The organism is Microbacterium sp. ZW T5_56 (assembly GCF_044987425.1).
GTDB lineage: Bacteria > Actinomycetota > Actinomycetes > Actinomycetales > Microbacteriaceae > Microbacterium.
In genome coordinates this window covers 1-19,361 of record NZ_JBJDRI010000055.1, presented here as the reverse complement: position 1 = coordinate 19,361, position 19,361 = coordinate 1, and the positions used below count along the sequence as shown (strand labels likewise).

Here is a 19,361-nt window from a genome sequence, read left to right as displayed (position 1 = left end):
CCCCCACCAGCACCCGCACCCGCACCAGCACCAGCACCAGCACCAGCACCAGCACCAGCACCAGCACCAGCACCAGCACCAGCACCCGCACCCGCACCCGCACCAACACCCGCACCCGCACCAGCACCAGCACCAGCACCAGCACCAGCACCCGCACCCGCACCAGCACCAGCACCAACACCCGCACCCGCGGGGAGCGCCGGGACATCCGCGTACTTCGCGATGACGTCGCGGAAGGCCCAGAACTTCTCCGTGAACTCGCCCGACTCGGACAGCGGGGCGTCGTAGTCGTACGAGGTGACGATCGGCAGATACCGACCCTTGTCGTTCGCGCCGTTGCTGAGGCCGAAGTTGGTGCCGCCGTGGAACATGTACAGGTTCACGGACGCTCCGGCGGCCAGCAGCGCGTCCAGCTCCCGCGCCGCATGAGCGGCGGAGGTGGTGTGGTGCTTCGTACCCCACCAGTCGAACCAGCCGTCCCAGAACTCGGAGCACATCAGCGGTCCCGTCGGCTGATGCTCGCGCAGGGTGGCGAGCCGCTCGGCGGCGCGAGAGCCGAACGACCCAGTGAGATGCAGCCCGGGCAGCGATCCGTCGCGCAGCATCTGCGGCTCCGGCTGATCCACCGTGGTCAGCGGCACCGTGATGTCGGCCTCGCGCGTCAGGCGGACCAGCTCGGACAGGTACTCCTTGTCGCTGCCATACGCACCGTACTCGTTCTCGATCTGCACGAGGAGGACGTTGCCGCCGCGACCGATCTGCCGCGGCGCCACGATGTCGTACACACGCCGCAGGTACTCGGTGAGGATCGCGAGGTACTGCGGCTCACTGCGACGCAGGCCGATGCCCGGAATCGACGTCAGCCACGAGGGCAGCCCGCCGCCGTGCCATTCCGCGCAGATGTAGGGCCCGGGGCGCACGATGGCGTACATCCCCTCTTCCGCCACGATGTCGAGGAATCGGCCGAGGTCCAGTCCTCCGCTGGCGTCCCACTCCCCGCGATACGGCTCGTGCGCGTTCCACGCCACGTAGGTCTCGATCGTGTTGAGTCCCAGCAGCCGCGCCTTGCGGATGCGGTCACGCCACTGGTCGGGGTGCACCCGGAAGTAGTGGAGCGCACCCGCCAGGATCCGGAACGGCCGACCGGCGAGGAGGAAATCCTCCTCGCCGATCGCGAACGTCTGCGGTTCCGCTGTCACTTGAGGTCGACGATCGGAGCCGCGTCCATGTCGTCGAATGCCTGGTTCTCCCCCGCCATCGCCCACACGAACGAGTATGAGGCAGAGCCGACACCGGAGTGCAGCGACCAGCTCGGGGAGATGACCGCCTGGCGGTCGGCGACCATCAGGTGACGGGTCTCCACGCGCTCGCCCATGATGTGCACGACGCGCTGGTCTTCCGGCAGATCGAAGTACAGGTAGCACTCGGTGCGGCGGTCGTGGGTGTGAGCCGGCATGGTGTTCCACATCGAGCCCGGGTGCAGGGTGGTGACGCCCATCACGATCTGGCAGCTGCGGATGCCGTTCTCGTGGATGTATTGGTTGAGCGTGCGGCGGTTGCTGGTGAGCTGGTCGCCGAGTTCGCGCACGGTGCCCTCCCCCGGAGCCACGAGCTGCGTCGGGTAGGTGGTGTGTGCCGGAGCGGAGAACAGGTAGAACTGTGCACCCGATCCTTCGGCCCCGTCGCGGAACGACACCGTCTCGATCCCACGACCGAGGTACAGGCACGCGCCCGAGACGAGGGTGAACTCCTCGCCGTCCGCGGTCACGACGCCCTCGCCGCCCACGTTGATGACACCGAGCTCGCGGTGCTCGAGGAAGGTCTCGGAGCGGATCTCCGGGTAGCCGGTGAGCTCCAGCACCTGACCCGCGGGCTGAGCGCCGCCGAGCACGATGCGGTCGTGGTGCGTGTACGTGAGCGAGATCTCGCCCGGCACGAAGACCTCGGGGATGAGGTAGGTCTCGCGGAGATCCGCGGTGGTCATGCCCGGAATCTGGGCGGGGTTGGTGGCGTAGCGCTGCTGCATGATTTCTCCTTCTGGGATGTCAGCTCGGCGGGTCAGCGGACGAGCCAGCCGCCGTCGACCGGGATGATCGTCCCGGTCACGTAGGAGGCGGCGTCGGATGCGAGGTAGACGAACGTGCCCTGCGGGTCGGCCGGGGTGCCCCAGCGTCCCATCGGGATGCGCGAGACGATCGAGGCTTCGCGAGCCTCATCGGCGCGGATGGCGGCCGTGTTGTCGGTGGCCATGTACCCGGGGGCGATGGCGTTGACCGTCACACCCGACGTCGCCCATTCATTGGCGAGCGCCTTGGTGAGACCGGCGACCGCGTGCTTGGACGCGGTGTACGCGGGCACCAGAATGCCGCCCTGGAACGACAGCATCGAGGCCACGTTGATGATGCGTCCGCTGCCCTGGGCGAGCAGGCGCTTGCCGACCGCGCGGGACAGGTGGAACACGCTGTCGAGGTTGACGGTGAGCACCTCGTTCCAGTCGTCCTCGGAGTACTCGCTCGCGGGGGCGCGACGGATCGTGCCGGCGTTGTTGACGAGGATATCGACGCGACCGAGCTCTCGCTCGATCTCGGCGACAGCCGCCTCGATGTCGGCGGAGGTGGCGGTGGCGAAGTCGGCGTGCACACTGTGGACGCGCCGGCCCAGCGCCTCGATCGCGGCAGCGGTCTCCGAGGCGTCGCCGCGGTTCAGCAGCGCGATATCGGCACCCGCCTCGGCGAGCGCGAGAGCGGCGCCCTGACCCAGCCCACGGCTGGATCCGGTGACGATGGCCACCTTCCCGTCGAGTCGGAAGCTGTCCAGAATCATGCGTTCACTCCAGTGTTCGTGTCAGAAGCCGTGTTCGTGTCAGAAGCCGCGTTGATGGCGGATACGGGATCGGCGATGAAGCGCGTGGTGAGCTCCCCCAACCCTGTCACGCGGACGGTGACTTCGTCCCCCGCGACGATGTGGCGGTGCGCGTCCTGCGCTGCGGGAAGCTTCTGCGGGGTGCCGGTAGAGATGACATCCCCCACCTCGAGGGTCATCGCCTGGCTCAGGTGATGCACCAGGAAGGCCATCGGGAAGATCATCGAGTCAGTCGACTGCGAGACGGTCACCTCACCGTCACGGACGACCTCGACGAGGAGGTCCTGCGGGTCGGCGATCTCGTCGCGCGTGACGACGACGTCGCTCATCGGCAGGAAGCCGTCGAAGCACTTGCCGAGCGTCATCTGCGATCCCTTGCGCTGCCAGTCGCGCGCCGACACGTCGTTGAGCACGACGTACCCGCCGACATGCGACAGCGCGTCCTCGACGGAGACCCGATGCGCGCGGCGGGCGATGACGAGGCCGATCTCGCCCTCGTAGTCCACTTCGGCGGCCACAGCGGGCACCACCACACCGGTGGATGCGGACACGGGGGTGTTCGGCGTCTTGACGAAGACGTCGGGGAATGCGGGGTCGTCGGCGGTGGGGTCGGCTCCCGGGGGCACGTGCCCGCGGTAGTTGTAGCCGATGGCGAGCACCTTTCCGGGGCTCACCGGCAGCACCAGCGAGACGCTGTCGCGCGGAAGGGACGGCGCGGTCTCGACGAGAGCGCCGGCTTCGGCACGCAGGTCGTCCGAAGCGAGGATCTCGACGAGGTCCGCGACCAGCCCGTGGGCGGTGAGGTCGACGACGTCGCCGGTGGCGGTGAGGGCGCCGGTGCGCACCTCACCACCGGTACTGAAACGGATCAGGCGCATGTCGTCACCACGCCGGACGCCAGGCCGAGTCGGCGTGGCGGGCGAGGGCCTCGAAGAAGAAGTAGTCGCCCCAGAGCGATCCCTCCTCCACGCCGTGGTCGTTGCGCTTGTTGTAGACGCTCTGCGTCAGCACGGTGTGCGCGTCCGGGGAGACCGGGCGGTACTTCTCGATCAGCGAGGCGAGGATCTCGTCGGCAGCGGCGGTCGCGCGATCGGCGCGTTCCCCGGGGCCTTCGATGTCGGCCAGCTCGTACAGCCCGCACACCGCGATCGCGGCCGAGGACGTGTCGCGCGGCTCACCCGAGCCGTCGGTGAACACCAGATCCCAGTAGGCGACCTTGTCCTCGGGCAGGTGCGCGAGGAAGTAGTCGGCGCAGCGCCAGGCGGCATCCAGCAGCTCGGCGTCGCCGGTGGCGCGGTGGTTGAGCGCGAAGCCGTAGATGCCCCAGGCCTGACCGCGTGCCCAGCACGAGTCATCCGCCGCGCCCTGGGCCGTGGTGCCGCGCAGCGCGTCGCCGGTCACCGGGTCCCAGTGGAACGTGTGGAAGGTGGTGTCGTCCTCGCGGATGATGTTCACGCGCAGCTGCGTGGCGTGACGACGCACGGCGTCGGCGAAGCGCTCCTCACCGGTCTGCTCGTACGCCCAGGACAGCAGCGGCAGGTTCATCAGGCTGTCGATGATGGTGCGACCGCGCTGCTCGGGGTCCGACAGCGTGCCCCATGCCTGGATGATGCCGGCAGGCTCGAGGAAGCGGTTCATCAGGTGGTTCGCGGCCGACAGCGCGGCACGACGACCCTCCTCATCCCCCAGCAGACGGTACGGCGCGACGGCGGCGAGCGTGTACAGGAAGCCGAGGTCATGCGTCTCCAGGTCTTCCTCGGCGTCCACGCGACGCGCGAAGTCGGCGAGGTGCGCGAGACCGGCGGTCTTGAACTCCTCGTCACCGGTGAGCTGGTAGGCGATCCACTCCATGCCCGGCCAGAAGGACGTGGTCCATCCGCCGTTGCCGCCGACGGGGATGCCGTTCTCGGCATGACGCAGCGGGTAGTGCTCGCCGTCGTTCGTGGTGTCGTCGGGGAAGACCCCCTCGGCCGGAGGGAAGGCGATGATGGTGCGGCGCACCGTGTCCAGCACGGTGGCGATCGCGGCGTCGATGTCGATGCTCACGCGAGACGGAGACGTCATGGAAGGAACTGCTTTCTGTAGGAGGCGTCGAAGACGAGGGCGTCAGAGGGACGCGGGAGCGGGCTCGGCGGGAAGCACCGGCCGCAGGGAGTATCGGGAACCTGACCAGGCCACGTACAGCACCGGGGCTGCCGTGATGCCGATGGCGAGAGCGGGAGCGGTGGTGAACACGGCGAACTGCACGGCGATCATCGCCAGCGTGGCCAGTGTCAGCCACCAGCGTCGCACGGCGAGCACGGTGGCGGAGCGCAGCACCTCGCCGAAGCGGGCGCCGGGCACCTCGGCGATGGCGACCAGGCCCACGATGCCGATCGCGGCGACGAGCACGGCCAGCACGAGCAGCAGCGGCACCAGGACCACCGCGAACTCGGTGCCGGACAGCGCGCGCACGTCCACGAGGAGCACCACCAGCACGACGGTGAGCGCGATGCCCCAGCCGAGGGCGCGCAGCCCCGAGGCGCGCACCCCCTGCCAGAACGCCCGCACGGGACCGAGGCCGCCGAGACCGAACTCGCGGAACGCGGTGAACGCTCCGCACATCGCCGGCGCCGCGAACGGCAGCGCCACGGCCAGCAGCGGCCAGGACTTCATCGGATCGGTCGTAATCAGCAGGAACACCAGCGGCAGAGCGCCGATGAGCAGCAGCATGTTCACGATCAGTCCGAGCGCGGCCACCGAGAAGACGGTCGCGTACACTCCGTGCGGGATGCGCTTCATGATCAGCCCTTCATGCCGCTCGTGGCGATGCCCTCGACGAAGTACTTCTGTCCGAGCATGAAGATGATCGCGATCGGGATCACCGAGATGGTGAGACCGGTGAACAGCAGCGCGTAGTTGGTGTCATACAGGTTGGAGACGAAGTTCTTGAGACCCAGCTGCATGGTCCACAGGTCCGGGCTGCGCAGGTAGATCAGCGGTCCGAGGTAGTCGTTCCACGTGTTGACGAAGGTCAGCAGGCCGAGGCTCGCGATGGCCGGGATCGACAGCGGCATCATGATGCGGCGCCAGATGGCGTACTCGCTGAGGCCGTCGATGCGGGCGGCCTCGCTGAGCTCCTCCGGGATGGTCTCGTAGAACTGCTTCATCAGGAACACGCCGAACGCGCCGAACGCCTGCAGCAGGATGATCGCCCACAGGGTGTTGGACACCTTGAGGTTGGACAGCAGGATGAACTGCGGGATCATGTACGACTGCCACGGCACCGCGATGGTGGCGATGTACAGCAGGAACAGCGCGTCGCGACCCTTGAAGCGCATGCGGGCGAAGCCGTACGCGGCGAACGAGCCGGTCAGGATCTGCAGCGCGGTGACGACCACCGCGAGCAGCAGCGTGTTGCGCAGCCACACCACGATGTTGGACTTGGTCCAGATGTCGACGTAGTTCTGCCACACCCAGATGTCAGGCAGCCACTTCACCGGCACGGAGAAGACATCGTTGGGCGCCTTCAGGGAGCTCAGCACCATCCATACGAACGGCACCAGCAGGAAGATCGCGAACACGATCAGCACGGCGTACAGCAGCACACGACCGGCGGTGCGGCGCCCCTGCCTCTTGCCGGCGGACGACTCGCCGAGGGTGCGGAGGCTCCGCTTGTCGACGGTCACGGCCATGGTCTCACTCATCAGGCGCTCCTCCGCTTGTTCCAGAAGAACTGGACGATCGTGACGATGATGCAGAGGAAGAACAGGGAGACCGACGCGGCGGAGGCGTAGCCGAACTGGTTCTCCTCGAAGCCCTTCTTGTAGATGAACTGGCTGATCACGAGGGTCGACTGGCCGGGACCACCCTTGGTCATCACGAGGATGAGATCGAACACCTTGAAGGAGTTGATCGTGAGCATGACGGTCACGAAGAACGTGGTGGGTCGAAGCGAGGGCAGCGTCACGTTGACGAAGCGCTGCCAGGCGCTCGCACCGTCCATGCGGGCCGCTTCATGCAGCTCGCGCGGCACCGTCTGCAGACCCGCCAGGAAGAGGATCATGTAGTAGCCCATGTCGCGCCAGGTGCTGACGATGACAACGGAGGGCATCGCCCAGGCCGGGTCGGTGAGCCATCCGGGCGGGTTCTGGATGCCGATGGCACGCAGAATCTCGTTGATCGGACCGGCATCCGGGCTGAAGAGCAGGTTCCACACCAGCGCGATCGCGACGATCGAGGTGATGTAGGGGAAGAACGCGGCGGTGCGGAAGAAGGCCACACCGCGGATCTTGTTGTTGAGGAGCAGAGCGAGCGACAGCGCCACGACCATCGTGAGCGGGATGTGCATCACCGAGTAGTAGATGGTGTTCCAGAACGCGATCTGGAAGCTTCCGTCACCCATCAGGCGCGTGAAGTTGGCCAGGCCGACGAACTGACTGCCACCGAACACGTTCCAGTTGGTGAGGGACATGTAGAACAGCACGATCACCGGTACGAGGGTGAGTGCTGCGAAGCCGATGAAGTTCGGCAGGATGAAGCTCCACCCGATCAACGCGTTACGCAGCGCGAGGCGCGAACGGCGACGGGGCAGTGTTTCACCCTTTCCGGTGCCGCCCTTGCGGGTGGCGGCGGGAGACGTCATGGAGACCTCCGGGTTGCGAAACGGACGATGCGGGGGTGACCGGCCCCGCGGGGCCGGTCACCGGAGGCGTCAACCGACGCCGACCTCGTTCTTCAGGCGGTCCTTCGCCTCGGCGAGGCCCTTCTCGACCGTGGTCGAGCCGGAGAGGATCGCGGAGTGCATGTCGTTGAGGACACCCTGGATCGCGGCAGTCTTCGACGAGGTGGGGTTCTCAGCGACCACCTTGTGGGTCGAGAACGCGAACTTCGACAGGTCGTCGGTCGGCGCGCCCTCAGCGGCGAAGTAGGTGTCCACGACGGTGTCGTTGACCAGCGCCGGGGTGATGCCGATCTTGGCGAGGGACACGGCGGCGTCCTCGCTGGCGGCGTAGGCCAGGAACTTCTTGGCGGCGGCCTGCTTGTCGGCGTCGGCGTTGGCGTTCACACCGAAGCCGGTGGGGTCGCCGAAGGTGACCGGCGTCTTGTCCAGACCCGCGGTGGAGGAGTCCGCCTGCGGTGCCGGCGCGATGCCCCACTCGAAGGCATCGGCGTCGCCGGAGGCCTGCTGAGCGATCAGCGTGGCGACGAACCAGGTGCCCATGAGCTCCATGGCAGCGTTCTGCTTGCCGAACTCACCCTGGTAGGTGAGCTGGTTGGCCGACGAGGTGTTGAAGTCGATCTGGTCGCCCGACGACTGCAGCGCCAGCGTGCGGTCGTAGTACGGACCGAACTGGTCGATCTTGCCCTCGAGGATGTCCGCGCCCTTGGTCTGCGCGTTCGCGAAGCCCTGGACGGTGGACTGCCAGCGGTGCTGGTAGACGGCCTTGGCCGAGGACCCGGCGGCGACGAGACCCTTGTTCAGTTCGTCGGCGGCCTTCTGGTAGTCATCCCAGGTCCACGTGCCGTCGGGCGTTGCCACGCCGGCCTGCTCGAACAGCGCCTTGTTGTAGAAGAGCACCCACGAGTCGTTGCGGTACGGGGTGGCGTACGCGGTGCCGTCGACCTTGTAGGAGTCAGCGCCCGAGATGCCGTCCGGCAGCGTCACGTCGGAGACATCGGCCAGCTGACCGCCCTCCTGGAAGGTGGTGAGGTACTTGACCTCCTTCTGCGTGATGATGTCCGGGCCCGAACCTGCCGCGAGGTCGGTGGTGATCAGGGTGTTGTACTCGGCGGCGTCGTACTCCTTGAGCTCGATCGTGATGCCGGGGTTGGCGGCCTCGAAGCCGTCCACCAGCGACTGGAACTCCGGCGTGGAGGACACGTTCCAAGCGGACATCGTGAGCGCGACGGACTTGTCCGAGGAACCCTCGGTCGATCCGCCCGAGCCACCGGTGCTGCCCGAGTCGCCAGCGGCGCAGCCGGCGAGGGTAAGTGCGGCGACCGTTGCCAGTCCCGCTGCTGCTACGAACTTGCGGTTCATGAGTTGCTGCTCCTTTGCAAGACGGACCCGGTGGATCCGCGGGGGTTCCGCCTCGTCACGCGACGATGCGGATGTCTGTGATCACCGTGTCGGTGGTGACCCCATCGGGCCACGTCACGGTCACGGTGCTGCCGGATTCAGGGATCCGGACGTCTGTGGGGGCGCCGACCGGCTGGTCGTCGCGGGTGAGGTCGAGCACCGCGGCGACCCATTCGCCGGGGTGCACGGGGAATTCGAGGACGGGGACGGCTGCGACCGGGCCCAGGGGGCTCGCGTCCTCGCGCAGCACGACGGCTGCGGTGGCCGTCCCGGCGGGGTCGGCGATACGCGAGACGAGATCGCCGTGGATAGCCGAAGCCGCGGCGCCCTCGGACACGTGGTGCGTCTCGGTGCCGGCCAGGGCCCAGCCGCCGATGCGGAGGGTCCACTCCCGTGGCTCGAAGCCGGTGCTGGCCTGGACCCGCACCAGGCGCGCTTCCCAGCGGCCGTGGACGATCGAGATGGTCTCGATGTCGGTGACCGGGATCATCTCGCCGGACAGTCCCGATCCGTGGGCGCGCTGCGGCGGGATCTCGCCGAGCAGGTGCGCGGTCCACGAGGAGGAGGTCACACCGGTCTCGCCCTGCACCTCGACCTGGCGGAGGGTCATCGGCGCGCGATGAGTCGCGGCACCCGTGGCATCGACCAGGGCGACCGACTGCTCGAGCGGCTCGGTCCATGCGCGCTGGTTCGCCAGCGGCGAGACGGCGGTGGAGTAGCCGATGCGGGTGTACAGCGGGGAGTCGCCGACGAGTTCGCCGCCCGCGACGGCGTGGTCCGCTCCGTGGTTGATGACGCGGACGATGCCGTCCTCGGCGGTGGTGGAGACGATCCATCCGGCCGAGCGCACGGCGCGAAGGTCACCGGCTTCCTCGGCGGGAAGGGGCTCGGCGGGTGCCGTCCACACCGGGTGGTCGGCAGGAAGCAGAAGTCCGACGAGACCCTTGGTGGCCCAGTAGGGCGAGGCGGGGCCGGAGTAGGACTGCGCGAGTTCGCGCCACTCGTCGTGCCAGCCCATCGAGAGCAGGTCGTCCGCGTTCGGGGCACCGGCGTCGGCGAAGTGACGCACGATGCGATCCGCGGCGTGACGCAGCGCGCCGGCGGACACCGACGGTACCTCGGCGATGGCACCGATCCAGAACGGAGCGGCGGCGGCGAAGCGGTAGATGAGGCTGCGGCCCTGGATTAGCGGCGAGCCGTCGGCGCCGACGAGGGCGACGGCATCCTGCAGGAAGCGATCGAGGCGGGCGATGTCCGCATCCACGCGGTCTGCACCAATCTCACGGGCGCCGGCCATCCGCGCCCACAGCACCGGGTAGAGGTGTAGCGCCCAGCCCACGTAGTGGTCGTAGGCGCGCTCGTCGCCGTCGGAGAGCCAGCCCTCTTCGCGGATGAACGTCTCGTGGAGGGCGAGGTCGGCGTCGATGTCCGTCTGCGACCACGGGCCACCGACCGAGCGGAGGAAGGTCTCCACGACGATGCGGAACCAGAGCCAGTTGTTGCGCGGGTAGGTCTCGTCTCCCACCACCGGGGCGAGGTAGTCGATGACCCGCTGCTGCGTGAGGGAATCGAGCGTGTCCCAGATCCATTCGCGCGTCAGGTCGAAGATCAGCGCGAGCGATGCCGCCTCGACCTTGGCCTGAGCGTGTTCGTCGGGGCGCACCCAGCGGTCCGGTGCCTCCGGGTCGACTCCGGTGATGATGCCGCGGCGGTAGAAGTCGATCAGATCGTCGACGCCTTCGCCGCGGGCCCCCGCGATGCGGAAGCCGGCAAGCAGGAACGTGCGGGCGAAGCCCTCGAGTCCATCGACGTCATGACCGTAGCCGCCCTCGGCTCCCGGAGGGGTGATGCGTCCCGCACCTGGCGACGCGTGACGACGAGCTCCATCGAGGAGACGGTCCGCGAACGCGACCCACTCGTCGCGCGTCCAGTCAGCTGAACCGGCGGCGGTTGAGTGGGGAGTGGGAGGAACCACGGTGCTCCTTCATTGAGTGTGGCGGGGTCACGATCATTGTGATCTAAAACGGAGATTATCAATACCAATCGAACATTGCAACGTAGGTGTATGATCGTTTTTGATCGTTTGGCGATGTTCGCTTGTCTCCGACTCGATCACGTACTGCTTCCTGCGACGGTGTCGTCGCAGCACCTCGTCCATGGGAGTTCGAATGACCGACTCAGCGCAGGCCCCCGCCTCCAGACCGCCGTTTCGCGGGCGTATCGCCCAGACGCTGACGGAGCTCGGTATCGCGGAGGCGCTGTCGGATCTCGTGCTCCCTGCCGCCCAGGCGCTCCCGGTTGCGCCCGCGACCGACCGCGTCGTCTGGGACGGGGTCGATGCCGTCACGCGCACCGCCCTGTTGGATGCCGCGACCGCCGACCTCGGAGCACCGTGGCCCACGCCGCTCGCGCGCGATGCCGCTCGCTATCACCGCGACGGGAACCGCGAGGAGTACGAGCACGCGGTGTTTCGTCGGCAGGAGCGGGTGAGCCGTGCGGTGGTCGCGGCCGCGCTGACCGGATCCGATGCATGGCTCGACGAGGCCGCAGACGGACTGTGGCTGCTGTGCGAGCAGAGCACGTGGTGCTGGCCCGCCCACGACGACACCCGCGCGCGCCACGGCGCCGTGCTCGCCACGGTGACCGATCCGTTCCTGGACCTGGGCGCGGGCGAGCTCGTCGCCCAGCTGGCCTGGGCCGATCATGTTCTCGGCGACGCGCTCGACGAACGCTATCCGGGCCTGCGTGCCCGCATCCGCCACGAGGCTCAGGTGCGGGTATTCGATCCGTTCCTGCAGCGGCAGGACTGGCACTGGATCGGCTTGGATCGTCCGCCGCACAACTGGAATCCGTGGATCCACGGCAACGTGCTGGTGGCCGCGCTCCGTCTGCTCGATGACTCGGCAGTTCGTGCGCGGGTCATCGAGCTCGTGGTCGATGGTCTGGATCGCTACGTCACGGCGCTGCCGGAGGACGGGGCGATCGACGAGGGCTACGCGTACTGGTGGAACGGGGCGCTGCGTGCCCTCGAGGCGCTCGACGTGTTGGAACATGCGACCGGCGGGCGTGCTGCCCTCCCGGCACGCATCGGCGCACTGCGTGAGACCGTCGCCTTCCCGCACCGCTGCCACCTCGGCGGCGAGTGGTACCTGAACCTGGCCGACGGTCAGGCCCGACCCGCCCTGGATCAGCCGTGGCATGCCCTGCACCGCGCGGCGCGCACGGTCGGTGATCGCGATGCCGAGGCGCACGCCGCGGCGCACCGCGATCCGTCGGCTCCCGCGGCCACGGAGATCAGCGGACTCGGTCGGCTGCTGCGCGGCATCACCGATCCCCTGTGGCGGGTCGCGCGTTCCGACGGCTCCCCGCTCCCCCGCGACGTGTTCTGGCCGTCCACCGAGGTGCTGCTGACCCGCGGCGTCGCCGGCTTCGCGGCAGGACTCACGCTCGCCGTCAAGGGTGGGAACAACGACGAGAACCACAACCACGATGACATCGGCGAGATCATCGTGGCGTGCGACGGGGTTCCCGTGCTGATCGACGCCGGTCGACCGACGTACACGGCCGTCACGTTCTCGCCGCAGCGCTACACACTGTGGCCGATGCAGAGCGGCTGGCACAGCGTGCCGGTGATCGACGGGCACGAGCAGGACCACGGGCCTTCGTTCGCCGCAGCCGCTGTTGCTGCGCGCATCGCCGATGACGACTCCGGGATGTCGCTGGAGATCGCCGGTGCCTATCCCGCGGGCACTGTCTCGTCGTGGGTGCGTTCCGCCGGTCTGGATCGTTCGAGCGGCACGGTGAGCATCGTCGATAGGTGGACGCCCGGCGTCACCGCGGTGCAGCATCTTCTGGTGGCCGGCACCGTGCGTCCTGCGCCCGGCGGGGTTCTCATCACGCCGATCGAGGGGACCGCAGAGGTGCGCGTGCAGTGGGACGGCCCGGCCGCGCGGCTGACTGTTCGAACGCTGGATGATCCACTGCTGCGCGAGGTGTGGGGCGAGAGCGTGACACGAATCGAGATTCCTGCCGGTGGCGGCGGCGAGTCGCGGATCACGGTAGAACTGGTACGAGCTGAAGCTGAGGAAGTCCGATGAGAGAGCCGTCGTCCGGCATGCTGGCCCCCGAGCGCCGGGTGCACATCCTCGCCGCGCTCGCGCGCGACGGGATCGTGAAGGTGACCTCACTGAGCGACGAGCTCGGCGTCACCCCTGTCACGCTGCGACGAGACCTCGCGCAGCTGGAGGTGGACGGGCTGGTGCTGCGCGTTCACGGCGGCGCGATTCCCGCGCATGAGTCCGAGGTTCCTGAGACTGCCGTGCTTCCCCCGGTGAGCGTCCGGCCGGTCGCCGGTCGCGACGCCATCGGCATCCTCGTGCCGTCGCTGAACTACTACTGGCCCACCGTGGTGCGCGGCGCAGAGCAGGAAGCGGAGCGCCTCGGGTATCGGCTGTTGATCCGCGGTGCCTCCTACGAGCTGCAGGACGAGCGTCCGCTGCTGGAGCGTCTGGTGGAGGAGGACGGGGTCGTCGGCCTGATCGTGGCACCGAACACCGCGGCCGAGCACGCCGACGAGGTTCTGGAGTGGCTGCACCGCGCACCGGTTCCTGCAGTGCTGGTCGAGCGCGAGGGTCGCGGCCCGGATCTGTCACCGATGGAATCCGCCTCCAGCGATCACGCTCTCGGCGGCATGCTCGCCGCGCGTCACCTCGCGGCTCTCGGTCACGAGCGCATCGCCCTCGTGCTGTCCCGATCCTCCCCCACCTCCGGCCAGGTGGCGGCGGGTTGGTCTGAGGCCTGCCGCGAGCTGGGCCTGCCAGAATCGACGGGCGTCGCAGCCCATCTGCCCGACCGCAACAGCCCCGACTTCAGCTCCGTGGTCGCCGCCACCCTCGACGACGCGCTGCAGCACGGCGTGACCGGCATGCTGGTGCATCCCGACCCCGAGGCGCTGGCGTTCGTGGACGTGGCGATGACTCGCGGGATCTCCGTTCCGGAGGATCTGTCGGTGATCGCCTACGACGACGAGGTCGCGCGCATGTTCACGCCCGCGTTCACCGCTGTCGCACCGCCCCGCACCGCCGTAGGCCGCACAGCGGTGGGTCTGCTGCACCGCCGCATCACGGAACCCGACGTCTCGGTGGAGCGGGCGAAGCTCAGCCCTTCGCTCTCCGTCCGCGCCTCCACCGCCCCGCCCCGCACGGTGTGAACTCCTGTGCGGTTTCCCGCTCGCTCACCCCTGACTGGTCTCACAATCTGCGCCCCAGTGATCCCCGCGGCGCAGTTTCTGAGACCACCCGGCCAGCGGTCTCAGAAGCTGCGCCCGCACCGGTCCGCACCGACATTCCGTGAGACCGGCGGGCGGCATTCCGCTCGTCGGCGGGCCACCGAAACCAACCGAAACAGAGCATCATGACCGGAATCGACCCGACGGCTGAGCCACCTGCCGAGGCACATCCCGTGGGCGGCGACGCCGTCGGTGCCACCCCCGTCAGCAGCGCTGACTATGGCATCGACCCCGTCGAGTACTCGCCGTGGGAGTTCGCGGCGAAAGCTCGTCCGCGCACGCGTGAGACGCAGCGGTTGCTTCAGGAGGCGCTCGTCGTGCGCTCTGACACGCATCTCGGCGCCGACGTGTTCGTCTCCTCACTCGCGTCGGTGGACTGCGAGGCGCTGTCGCTGGGTGATCGGACGTACGTCGCCGCAGGCGCGTACATCACGGGCACCGTCTCCCTCGGTCGCGATTGCAGCGTGAATCCGTACACGGTCATCCGCGGCGATGTCCGCATCGGCGACGCCACGCGCATCGGGGCGCACACCTCTCTCCTCGGCTTCAATCACACGATGGCCGATCCCACCGTGGAGTTCTTCCGCCAGCCGCTGGTGTCGCGCGGGATCGAGATCGGTGACGACGTCTGGATCGGCTCCCACGTGGTGGTGCTCGACGGTGTTCGGGTCGGCTCGCGCAGCGTGCTCGCCGCCGGTGCTGTCGCGACGAAGGACGTCCCCGCAGGCGCGATCGTCGGCGGCAACCCGGCGCGATTCCTGAAGTGGCGGATCCACCCGGAGACCGACCCGGCCGCGCCCCCGGCGTCACCCGGCATCAGCGGTTCTCTCAGCGCCGGTGGCTCAACCCCGCACATCGCCGCGACACCGACACCCGGGACGCTCAATACAGGAATCGACTCCGCGACGCCGCATGAGGATGAGAGCGCAGCAACTCCAAGCATCGGCGGACACCTTCGCGCCGCAGCGACCCCCGCCGAAGCACCCCCGGGAGATGCAACCGACACCGACGCGCGCCCCCGTATCCGCGGATCGCTCCGCCCCGCGGCAACACCCTCCGCCCCGCACACAGACACAACCGCGGCAGCCCCAGGGACCGTTCGCGCCCCGTCTGATCCGTCCGCGGACGCAACGCTGCGCACTCGCCTCGCAGCGTTCGCGGATCGCGCCCGCGATCAGGCCCACGCGGTGCTGGATCGCGCGTGGGATGGTGCGCGCTATCTCGATCGCCCCGGCGTCGCTCCGACGGTCCGTGCCTGGTGCGATGCGGTCGAGATCGCGGACGTGCTGCTCACCGATGCCCCGCCGCACGCCGATCGCGCCATGATCGTGGCCCGGTTGCGCGGCTGGCAGGATCCCGCCACCGGTGCTGTTGCGCCGCTTGATTCAGCCGGCGCTTCGCGTCCGGCCTCGTGGGCCGACGAGGACGCGGCGTACCACGTGCTGGCCGTCGGCTATGCGCTGGATCTGCTGGGTTCGTCGTTTCCGCACGAGCTTCGACTCGTGTCGGAGCTCACCCCGGATCGAGTCCCCGCGCTCGTTGACGGACTGCCGTGGCAGACGAACGCCTGGACGGCCGGAGCCTGGATCGACGCGTACGGAACGGCGCTCGCGTGGGAGCACAACGTACCGGCCGGCACCTCGGATGCACTGTTCGGCGCGCTCGCTCGCATCGCCGATCCAACCACGGGGCTATGGGGTTCGGCACGGGAATCGGACGGTCTGCTCCAGCCCGTGAACGGGTTCTATCGGGCTTCCCGCGGTACGTTCGCTCAGCACGGTCGGCCTCTCCCCTATCCGATCGCGGTGATCGACACCGTGCTCACTCACGTCGAGGATCGGCGATTCTTCGCCCGGGGACGGCTGAACGCCTGCAACGTGCTCGATGTGGCACATCCACTGTGGCTCACCCGTGGCACGGGTCACCGCTCGGGCGAAGTCACCACCGTCGCTCGTCGACTGCTCGACGCGGCGCTCGGCATGTGGCAGGACGGGGCCGGGATCGCGTTCGCCGAGTCGCCTGAAGCCGGAGTTTCGACGCCCGGGCTGCAGGGCACCGAGATGTGGCTGTCGATCGTCTGGTACCTCGCCGATCTTCTCGGCGCCTCCGACGCCCTCGGCTACCGCCCACGCGGCGTCCACCGCCCCGAACCTCGCGCCTGATCCGCCTCGCGCCTGATCCGCCCTCGCGTGCCGGCGAAGTGCACGAGATGAGGAGACAGTCGCCGAGATGGGACCGTGGCGGCCACGGCACCCTATCTTGGGGTCATCGTGATCATTTCGTGTCGCCCCTCCCGCCGCGTTGCGAAGCCGCTGCGGATCCGGGTCGTACCAGCCCGCCCTGTCTCATGATCAGCGAGGTTCCCGCGGAGTTCGAGGATCGGGATGTTGCCGCCCGTGCAAAACGCTCGACTGGAAAACTCCAGCCGAGCGTCTGCGCGAACGTATCTCGTTCACCTGATGGCGTGACGGCCCGTGAACCCGCAAGACCGCGGGGGGCGTCACGCCACTGGTGCAGCTCAGCCCTGCGGGCGCGATGCGCGACGACGGCGCGGGGCATCGGTGCGCGGCGGCTCACCGGCCGGGCGCTGTGCGCGACGCGAGGCGTCGACCGGACGCGACGGCGCTGAGCCGGGAGTCGACGTGGAGTACACCGAACCGGCGGACGAGGCGCCCCGACCTCCGCTGCGACCGGCAGCGCTACCACCGCGGCCCTGACCGGCACGCGCGTTCCCGCCGTCCTGCCCACGACGCGATTCGCCTGAGCCCTGGCCACGACGCGGCTGCCCGCTGTCCTGACCTCGGCCGGCCTCCCCGCCCTGGCCACGACGCGACTGTCCGCGTCCGCCCTGCGCCGAACCGTTGTCCGCGCGCACTGCTTCGTCGCCCTGCCCGCGACCACGACCGCCGCGTCCGCCACGACGCGATCCTGCGGATGCCGCTTCCGCGACCGTGCGCGTGCCACCGGCATCACCACGACCGCCAGACTTCTTCTTGCCCTGCTGCTGCTTCGGCGCCACCGGCTCGGGGGCGCGATACGCCGCCTTCTCGCCAACCAGCTCCGCAACGATCGACGACGACGCATCGACGTTCTCGAACGGCACCCGGATCGACGCAGCGCGAAGGACATCACTCGCGTCCTTCTTCTGCGTCGGGAGGACGAGGGTCGCCACGGTGCCCGAGGCACCGGCGCGCGCCGTGCGCCCGGAACGGTGCAGGTACGCCTTGTGCTCAGCGGGCGGGTCGACGTGGACGACCAGCTCGACGTCATCGACGTGCACGCCACGGGCGGCGACATCGGTGGCAACGAGCACGCGGACGCCGCCCTGCGCGGGGTCGGCGGAGAAGGCGGCGAGGTTGCGCTCACGGGCCCCCTGCGACAGGTTGCCCTGCAGGTCCACTGCGGGGATGCCCGCGGCGCTCAGCTGCTTGGCCAGCTTCTTGGCGTGGTGCTTGGTGCGCATGAACAGGATGCGACGACCCGTTCCCGAGGCGAGCTCGCGGACGACGAGGTTCTTCTCGTCGGCGTCGGAGATCATGAGCACGCGGTGCGTCATCTCGCCGGCGGGAACGCTCAGCTCATCGACCTCGGCGCGCACCGGGTCGGTCATGAAGCGGCGCACCAGCTTGTCGACGCCGTTGTCCAGCGTCGCGCTGAACAGCATGCGCTGCGCGGCCCCGGGCGTCGCCGACAGGATGCGGGTCACGCCGGGCAGGAAGCCGAGGTCGGCCATGTGGTCGGCCTCGTCCAGCACGGTGGCCTCGACGCTGCTGAGGTCGACGTGGCCCTGCTTCATCAGGTCCTCGAGGCGGCCCGGGCAGGCAACCACGATGTCGGTGCCGGCACGAAGCTTCTGCTCCTGCGGCTTCTGACTGACGCCACCGAAGATGGTCATGACGCGCAGGCCGACGGCGTCGGCGAGCGGGGTCAGGGTCGCCGCGATCTGGGTGGCCAGCTCGCGCGTGGGAGCCAGCACCAGACCACGCGGACGACCGGGCGTGCGCGGACGGCGCGACTCAGCCAGGCGCGCCACCAGCGGCAGCGAGAACGCGATGGTCTTGCCACTGCCCGTGCGTCCACGGCCGAGGATGTCGCGACCGGCGAGGGAGTGAGGGAGGGTTGCGGACTGGATCGGGAAAGGCGAAGCCTTGCCGTCGGCGGCCAGAACGTCCGCGAGCGGAGCGGGCACGCCCAGCTCCAGGAAGGAGGAAGTCATCATCTGCTTTCATCGTGCGATTCGCACGGGTGTCATCGTGCGACAGGCGCACGGGAACCGGCCCGCGAATGCGGCCGGCAAAGTGAGGGGATCATCCGCGAGCGCGGAGGAGACCCCACGATGCTACCACGCGCACCTGAACCCCGGCCTGCGGATGTCTCGCGGGGTGCACGGGTGAGGATCCGACGGCGAACGGCGGGTGTCGGGGGCCGGGGTGAGGATCCGGGTGAGAGGGACCCGGTCGCGTGCAGGGTCAGGGGCCGGGGCGATGCCGGGGCAAAGGCTCGAGGGCGAGGCCCCCGGGGTCCGTCGCGGCAGCGACGCCGGCGGCGAGAGGCCAGAACAAGCAATTGGCGGGCGCGATGGCGGGCAATCAGCCGGGGGCGGTTGGCGCCTCGATACCGGTTGCGACTGCCGAAAGTGAGTCTCGCGTGAGGAACCGATGGCGAGCGGCGGGAACGATGCCGGGGCAAGGCCCCCAGAGTGAGGAGCCAGTGGCCAGCGACCAGTGGCGAGGACGACGCCAGCGGCGACTGTCGAGAGCGACAGCCAGAAGTGAATCGCGGGGCGACGAACCGGCGACAAGCGACAAGGCCGGGGTTAGGCCCACGGGTACCGAGGCAAGTCAAGCGGCAACGTCGATGTCGGTGACGACTGGCTGCGGCGGGCGGATGGCGCCGCGAGCAGTCCCGGTCGGGGCCGGCCCGCGGAGCCCGGCGCAACGGCTGAGACGAGCGCCGACGACGCGGAGCTGGGGGCGCGCCTCATCGGCGTGTACTCAGACGAGGAGATTTCCGCGAAGTTGGTACACAGGGCGAAGAATCATCCTCGTTTCGAGGAAATCTCCTCCGTTCGAAGCACCGACTGGCCGCGGCCGCGCAAATCACTCCCGTGTGCGGGCGCGCCGCGCGATACGGGCCAGCACGGGACGCATC

The 19,361-nt window shown here is 68.9% G+C and carries 14 protein-coding genes; 3 read left to right on the top strand and 11 right to left on the bottom strand.

The annotated features are described in order from the left end of the window. The 10 genes from ACI3KU_RS18310 to ACI3KU_RS18265 all read right to left on the bottom strand — a co-directional run. Positions 1 to 1,199, bottom strand: a 1,199-nt coding sequence (locus tag ACI3KU_RS18310; RefSeq protein ID WP_404923770.1) for a glycoside hydrolase family 35 protein, incomplete at its 3' end; no start/stop codon positions are given. Further along, positions 1,196 to 2,026, bottom strand: a complete 831-nt coding sequence (gene kduI, locus ACI3KU_RS18305; protein WP_404923769.1) for a 5-dehydro-4-deoxy-D-glucuronate isomerase — start codon at positions 2,024 to 2,026, stop codon at positions 1,196 to 1,198. The genes kduI and ACI3KU_RS18310, both read right to left, overlap by 4 nt. Before the next feature lie 32 nt (positions 2,027 to 2,058). Then, positions 2,059 to 2,823 (bottom strand): 2-dehydro-3-deoxy-D-gluconate 5-dehydrogenase KduD, encoded by a 765-nt coding sequence (gene kduD, locus ACI3KU_RS18300; RefSeq protein ID WP_404923768.1) that lies wholly within the window; start codon positions 2,821 to 2,823, stop codon positions 2,059 to 2,061. After that, positions 2,820 to 3,740 carry a fumarylacetoacetate hydrolase family protein gene (locus ACI3KU_RS18295; RefSeq protein ID WP_404923767.1) on the bottom strand — a complete coding sequence of 307 codons (921 nt, stop codon included), beginning with the start codon at positions 3,738 to 3,740 and terminating at the stop codon, positions 2,820 to 2,822. The genes kduD and ACI3KU_RS18295 overlap by 4 nt, the downstream gene beginning before the upstream one ends. Before the next feature lie 4 nt (positions 3,741 to 3,744). Further along, positions 3,745 to 4,926, bottom strand: a complete 1,182-nt coding sequence (locus ACI3KU_RS18290) for a glycoside hydrolase family 88 protein (RefSeq protein ID WP_404923766.1) — start codon at positions 4,924 to 4,926, stop codon at positions 3,745 to 3,747. A gap of 42 nt (positions 4,927 to 4,968) precedes the next feature. Then, on the bottom strand, positions 4,969 to 5,643 hold the full coding sequence (locus ACI3KU_RS18285) for a ferredoxin-NADPH reductase (RefSeq protein WP_404923765.1): 675 nt from the start codon (positions 5,641 to 5,643) through the stop codon (positions 4,969 to 4,971). Between the two features lie 2 nt (positions 5,644 to 5,645). Next, positions 5,646 to 6,548 carry a carbohydrate ABC transporter permease gene (locus ACI3KU_RS18280; protein WP_404923764.1) on the bottom strand — a complete coding sequence of 301 codons (903 nt, stop codon included), beginning with the start codon at positions 6,546 to 6,548 and terminating at the stop codon, positions 5,646 to 5,648. Next, positions 6,548 to 7,486 carry a carbohydrate ABC transporter permease gene (locus ACI3KU_RS18275; protein ID WP_404923763.1) on the bottom strand — a complete coding sequence of 313 codons (939 nt, stop codon included), beginning with the start codon at positions 7,484 to 7,486 and terminating at the stop codon, positions 6,548 to 6,550. The genes ACI3KU_RS18280 and ACI3KU_RS18275 overlap by 1 nt, the downstream gene beginning before the upstream one ends. Positions 7,487 to 7,555: 69 nt before the next feature. Next, positions 7,556 to 8,884, bottom strand: coding sequence for an extracellular solute-binding protein (locus ACI3KU_RS18270; RefSeq protein WP_404923762.1), 1,329 nt, complete (start codon positions 8,882 to 8,884; stop codon positions 7,556 to 7,558). A gap of 55 nt (positions 8,885 to 8,939) precedes the next feature. Further along, positions 8,940 to 10,898: a DUF2264 domain-containing protein gene (locus ACI3KU_RS18265; protein WP_404923761.1), complete on the bottom strand. Its 1,959-nt coding sequence runs from the start codon at positions 10,896 to 10,898 to the stop codon at positions 8,940 to 8,942. 193 nt (positions 10,899 to 11,091) lie between these two features. On the opposite strand from ACI3KU_RS18265, the gene ACI3KU_RS18260 reads away from it, so the two are divergent. The 3 genes from ACI3KU_RS18260 (at position 11,092) to ACI3KU_RS18250 (ending at position 16,372) form a co-directional block, all read left to right on the top strand. Further along, on the top strand, positions 11,092 to 13,020 hold the full coding sequence (locus ACI3KU_RS18260) for a hypothetical protein (protein WP_404923760.1): 1,929 nt from the start codon (positions 11,092 to 11,094) through the stop codon (positions 13,018 to 13,020). Beyond that, a complete protein-coding gene (locus ACI3KU_RS18255) occupies positions 13,017 to 14,132 on the top strand; it encodes a substrate-binding domain-containing protein (protein ID WP_404923759.1) in 1,116 nt (371 codons plus the stop codon). Before ACI3KU_RS18260 ends, ACI3KU_RS18255 begins: the two co-directional genes overlap by 4 nt. Before the next feature lie 203 nt (positions 14,133 to 14,335). Further along, positions 14,336 to 16,372 (top strand): DapH/DapD/GlmU-related protein, encoded by a 2,037-nt coding sequence (locus tag ACI3KU_RS18250; protein WP_404923758.1) that lies wholly within the window; start codon positions 14,336 to 14,338, stop codon positions 16,370 to 16,372. Between the two features lie 356 nt (positions 16,373 to 16,728). On the opposite strand, the gene ACI3KU_RS18245 is transcribed toward ACI3KU_RS18250, so the two are convergent. Then, the gene (locus tag ACI3KU_RS18245; RefSeq protein WP_404923771.1) at positions 16,729 to 18,426 is read right to left on the bottom strand and encodes a DEAD/DEAH box helicase; all 1,698 of its coding nucleotides are present in this window, start codon (positions 18,424 to 18,426) and stop codon (positions 16,729 to 16,731) included. Positions 18,427 to 19,361: the final 935 nt, after the last annotated feature.

Excerpts from the sequence above, each read along its gene's own strand:
- kduI (WP_404923769.1), bottom strand. The coding sequence starts at position 2,026 with ATGCAGCAGCGCTACGCCACCAACCCCGCCCAGATTCCGGGCATGACC.
- ACI3KU_RS18245 (WP_404923771.1), bottom strand. The coding sequence starts at position 18,426 with ATGACTTCCTCCTTCCTGGAGCTGGGCGTGCCCGCTCCGCTCGCGGAC.
- ACI3KU_RS18255 (WP_404923759.1), top strand. The coding sequence starts at position 13,017 with ATGAGAGAGCCGTCGTCCGGCATGCTGGCCCCCGAGCGCCGGGTGCAC.
- ACI3KU_RS18250 (WP_404923758.1), top strand. The coding sequence starts at position 14,336 with ATGACCGGAATCGACCCGACGGCTGAGCCACCTGCCGAGGCACATCCC.
- ACI3KU_RS18280 (WP_404923764.1), bottom strand. The coding sequence starts at position 6,548 with ATGAGTGAGACCATGGCCGTGACCGTCGACAAGCGGAGCCTCCGCACC.
- ACI3KU_RS18270 (WP_404923762.1), bottom strand. The coding sequence starts at position 8,884 with ATGAACCGCAAGTTCGTAGCAGCAGCGGGACTGGCAACGGTCGCCGCA.
- ACI3KU_RS18290 (WP_404923766.1), bottom strand. The coding sequence starts at position 4,926 with ATGACGTCTCCGTCTCGCGTGAGCATCGACATCGACGCCGCGATCGCC.
- ACI3KU_RS18275 (WP_404923763.1), bottom strand. The coding sequence starts at position 7,486 with ATGACGTCTCCCGCCGCCACCCGCAAGGGCGGCACCGGAAAGGGTGAA.
- ACI3KU_RS18295 (WP_404923767.1), bottom strand. The coding sequence starts at position 3,740 with ATGCGCCTGATCCGTTTCAGTACCGGTGGTGAGGTGCGCACCGGCGCC.
- kduD (WP_404923768.1), bottom strand. The coding sequence starts at position 2,823 with ATGATTCTGGACAGCTTCCGACTCGACGGGAAGGTGGCCATCGTCACC.
- ACI3KU_RS18285 (WP_404923765.1), bottom strand. The coding sequence starts at position 5,643 with ATGAAGCGCATCCCGCACGGAGTGTACGCGACCGTCTTCTCGGTGGCC.
- ACI3KU_RS18260 (WP_404923760.1), top strand. The coding sequence starts at position 11,092 with ATGACCGACTCAGCGCAGGCCCCCGCCTCCAGACCGCCGTTTCGCGGG.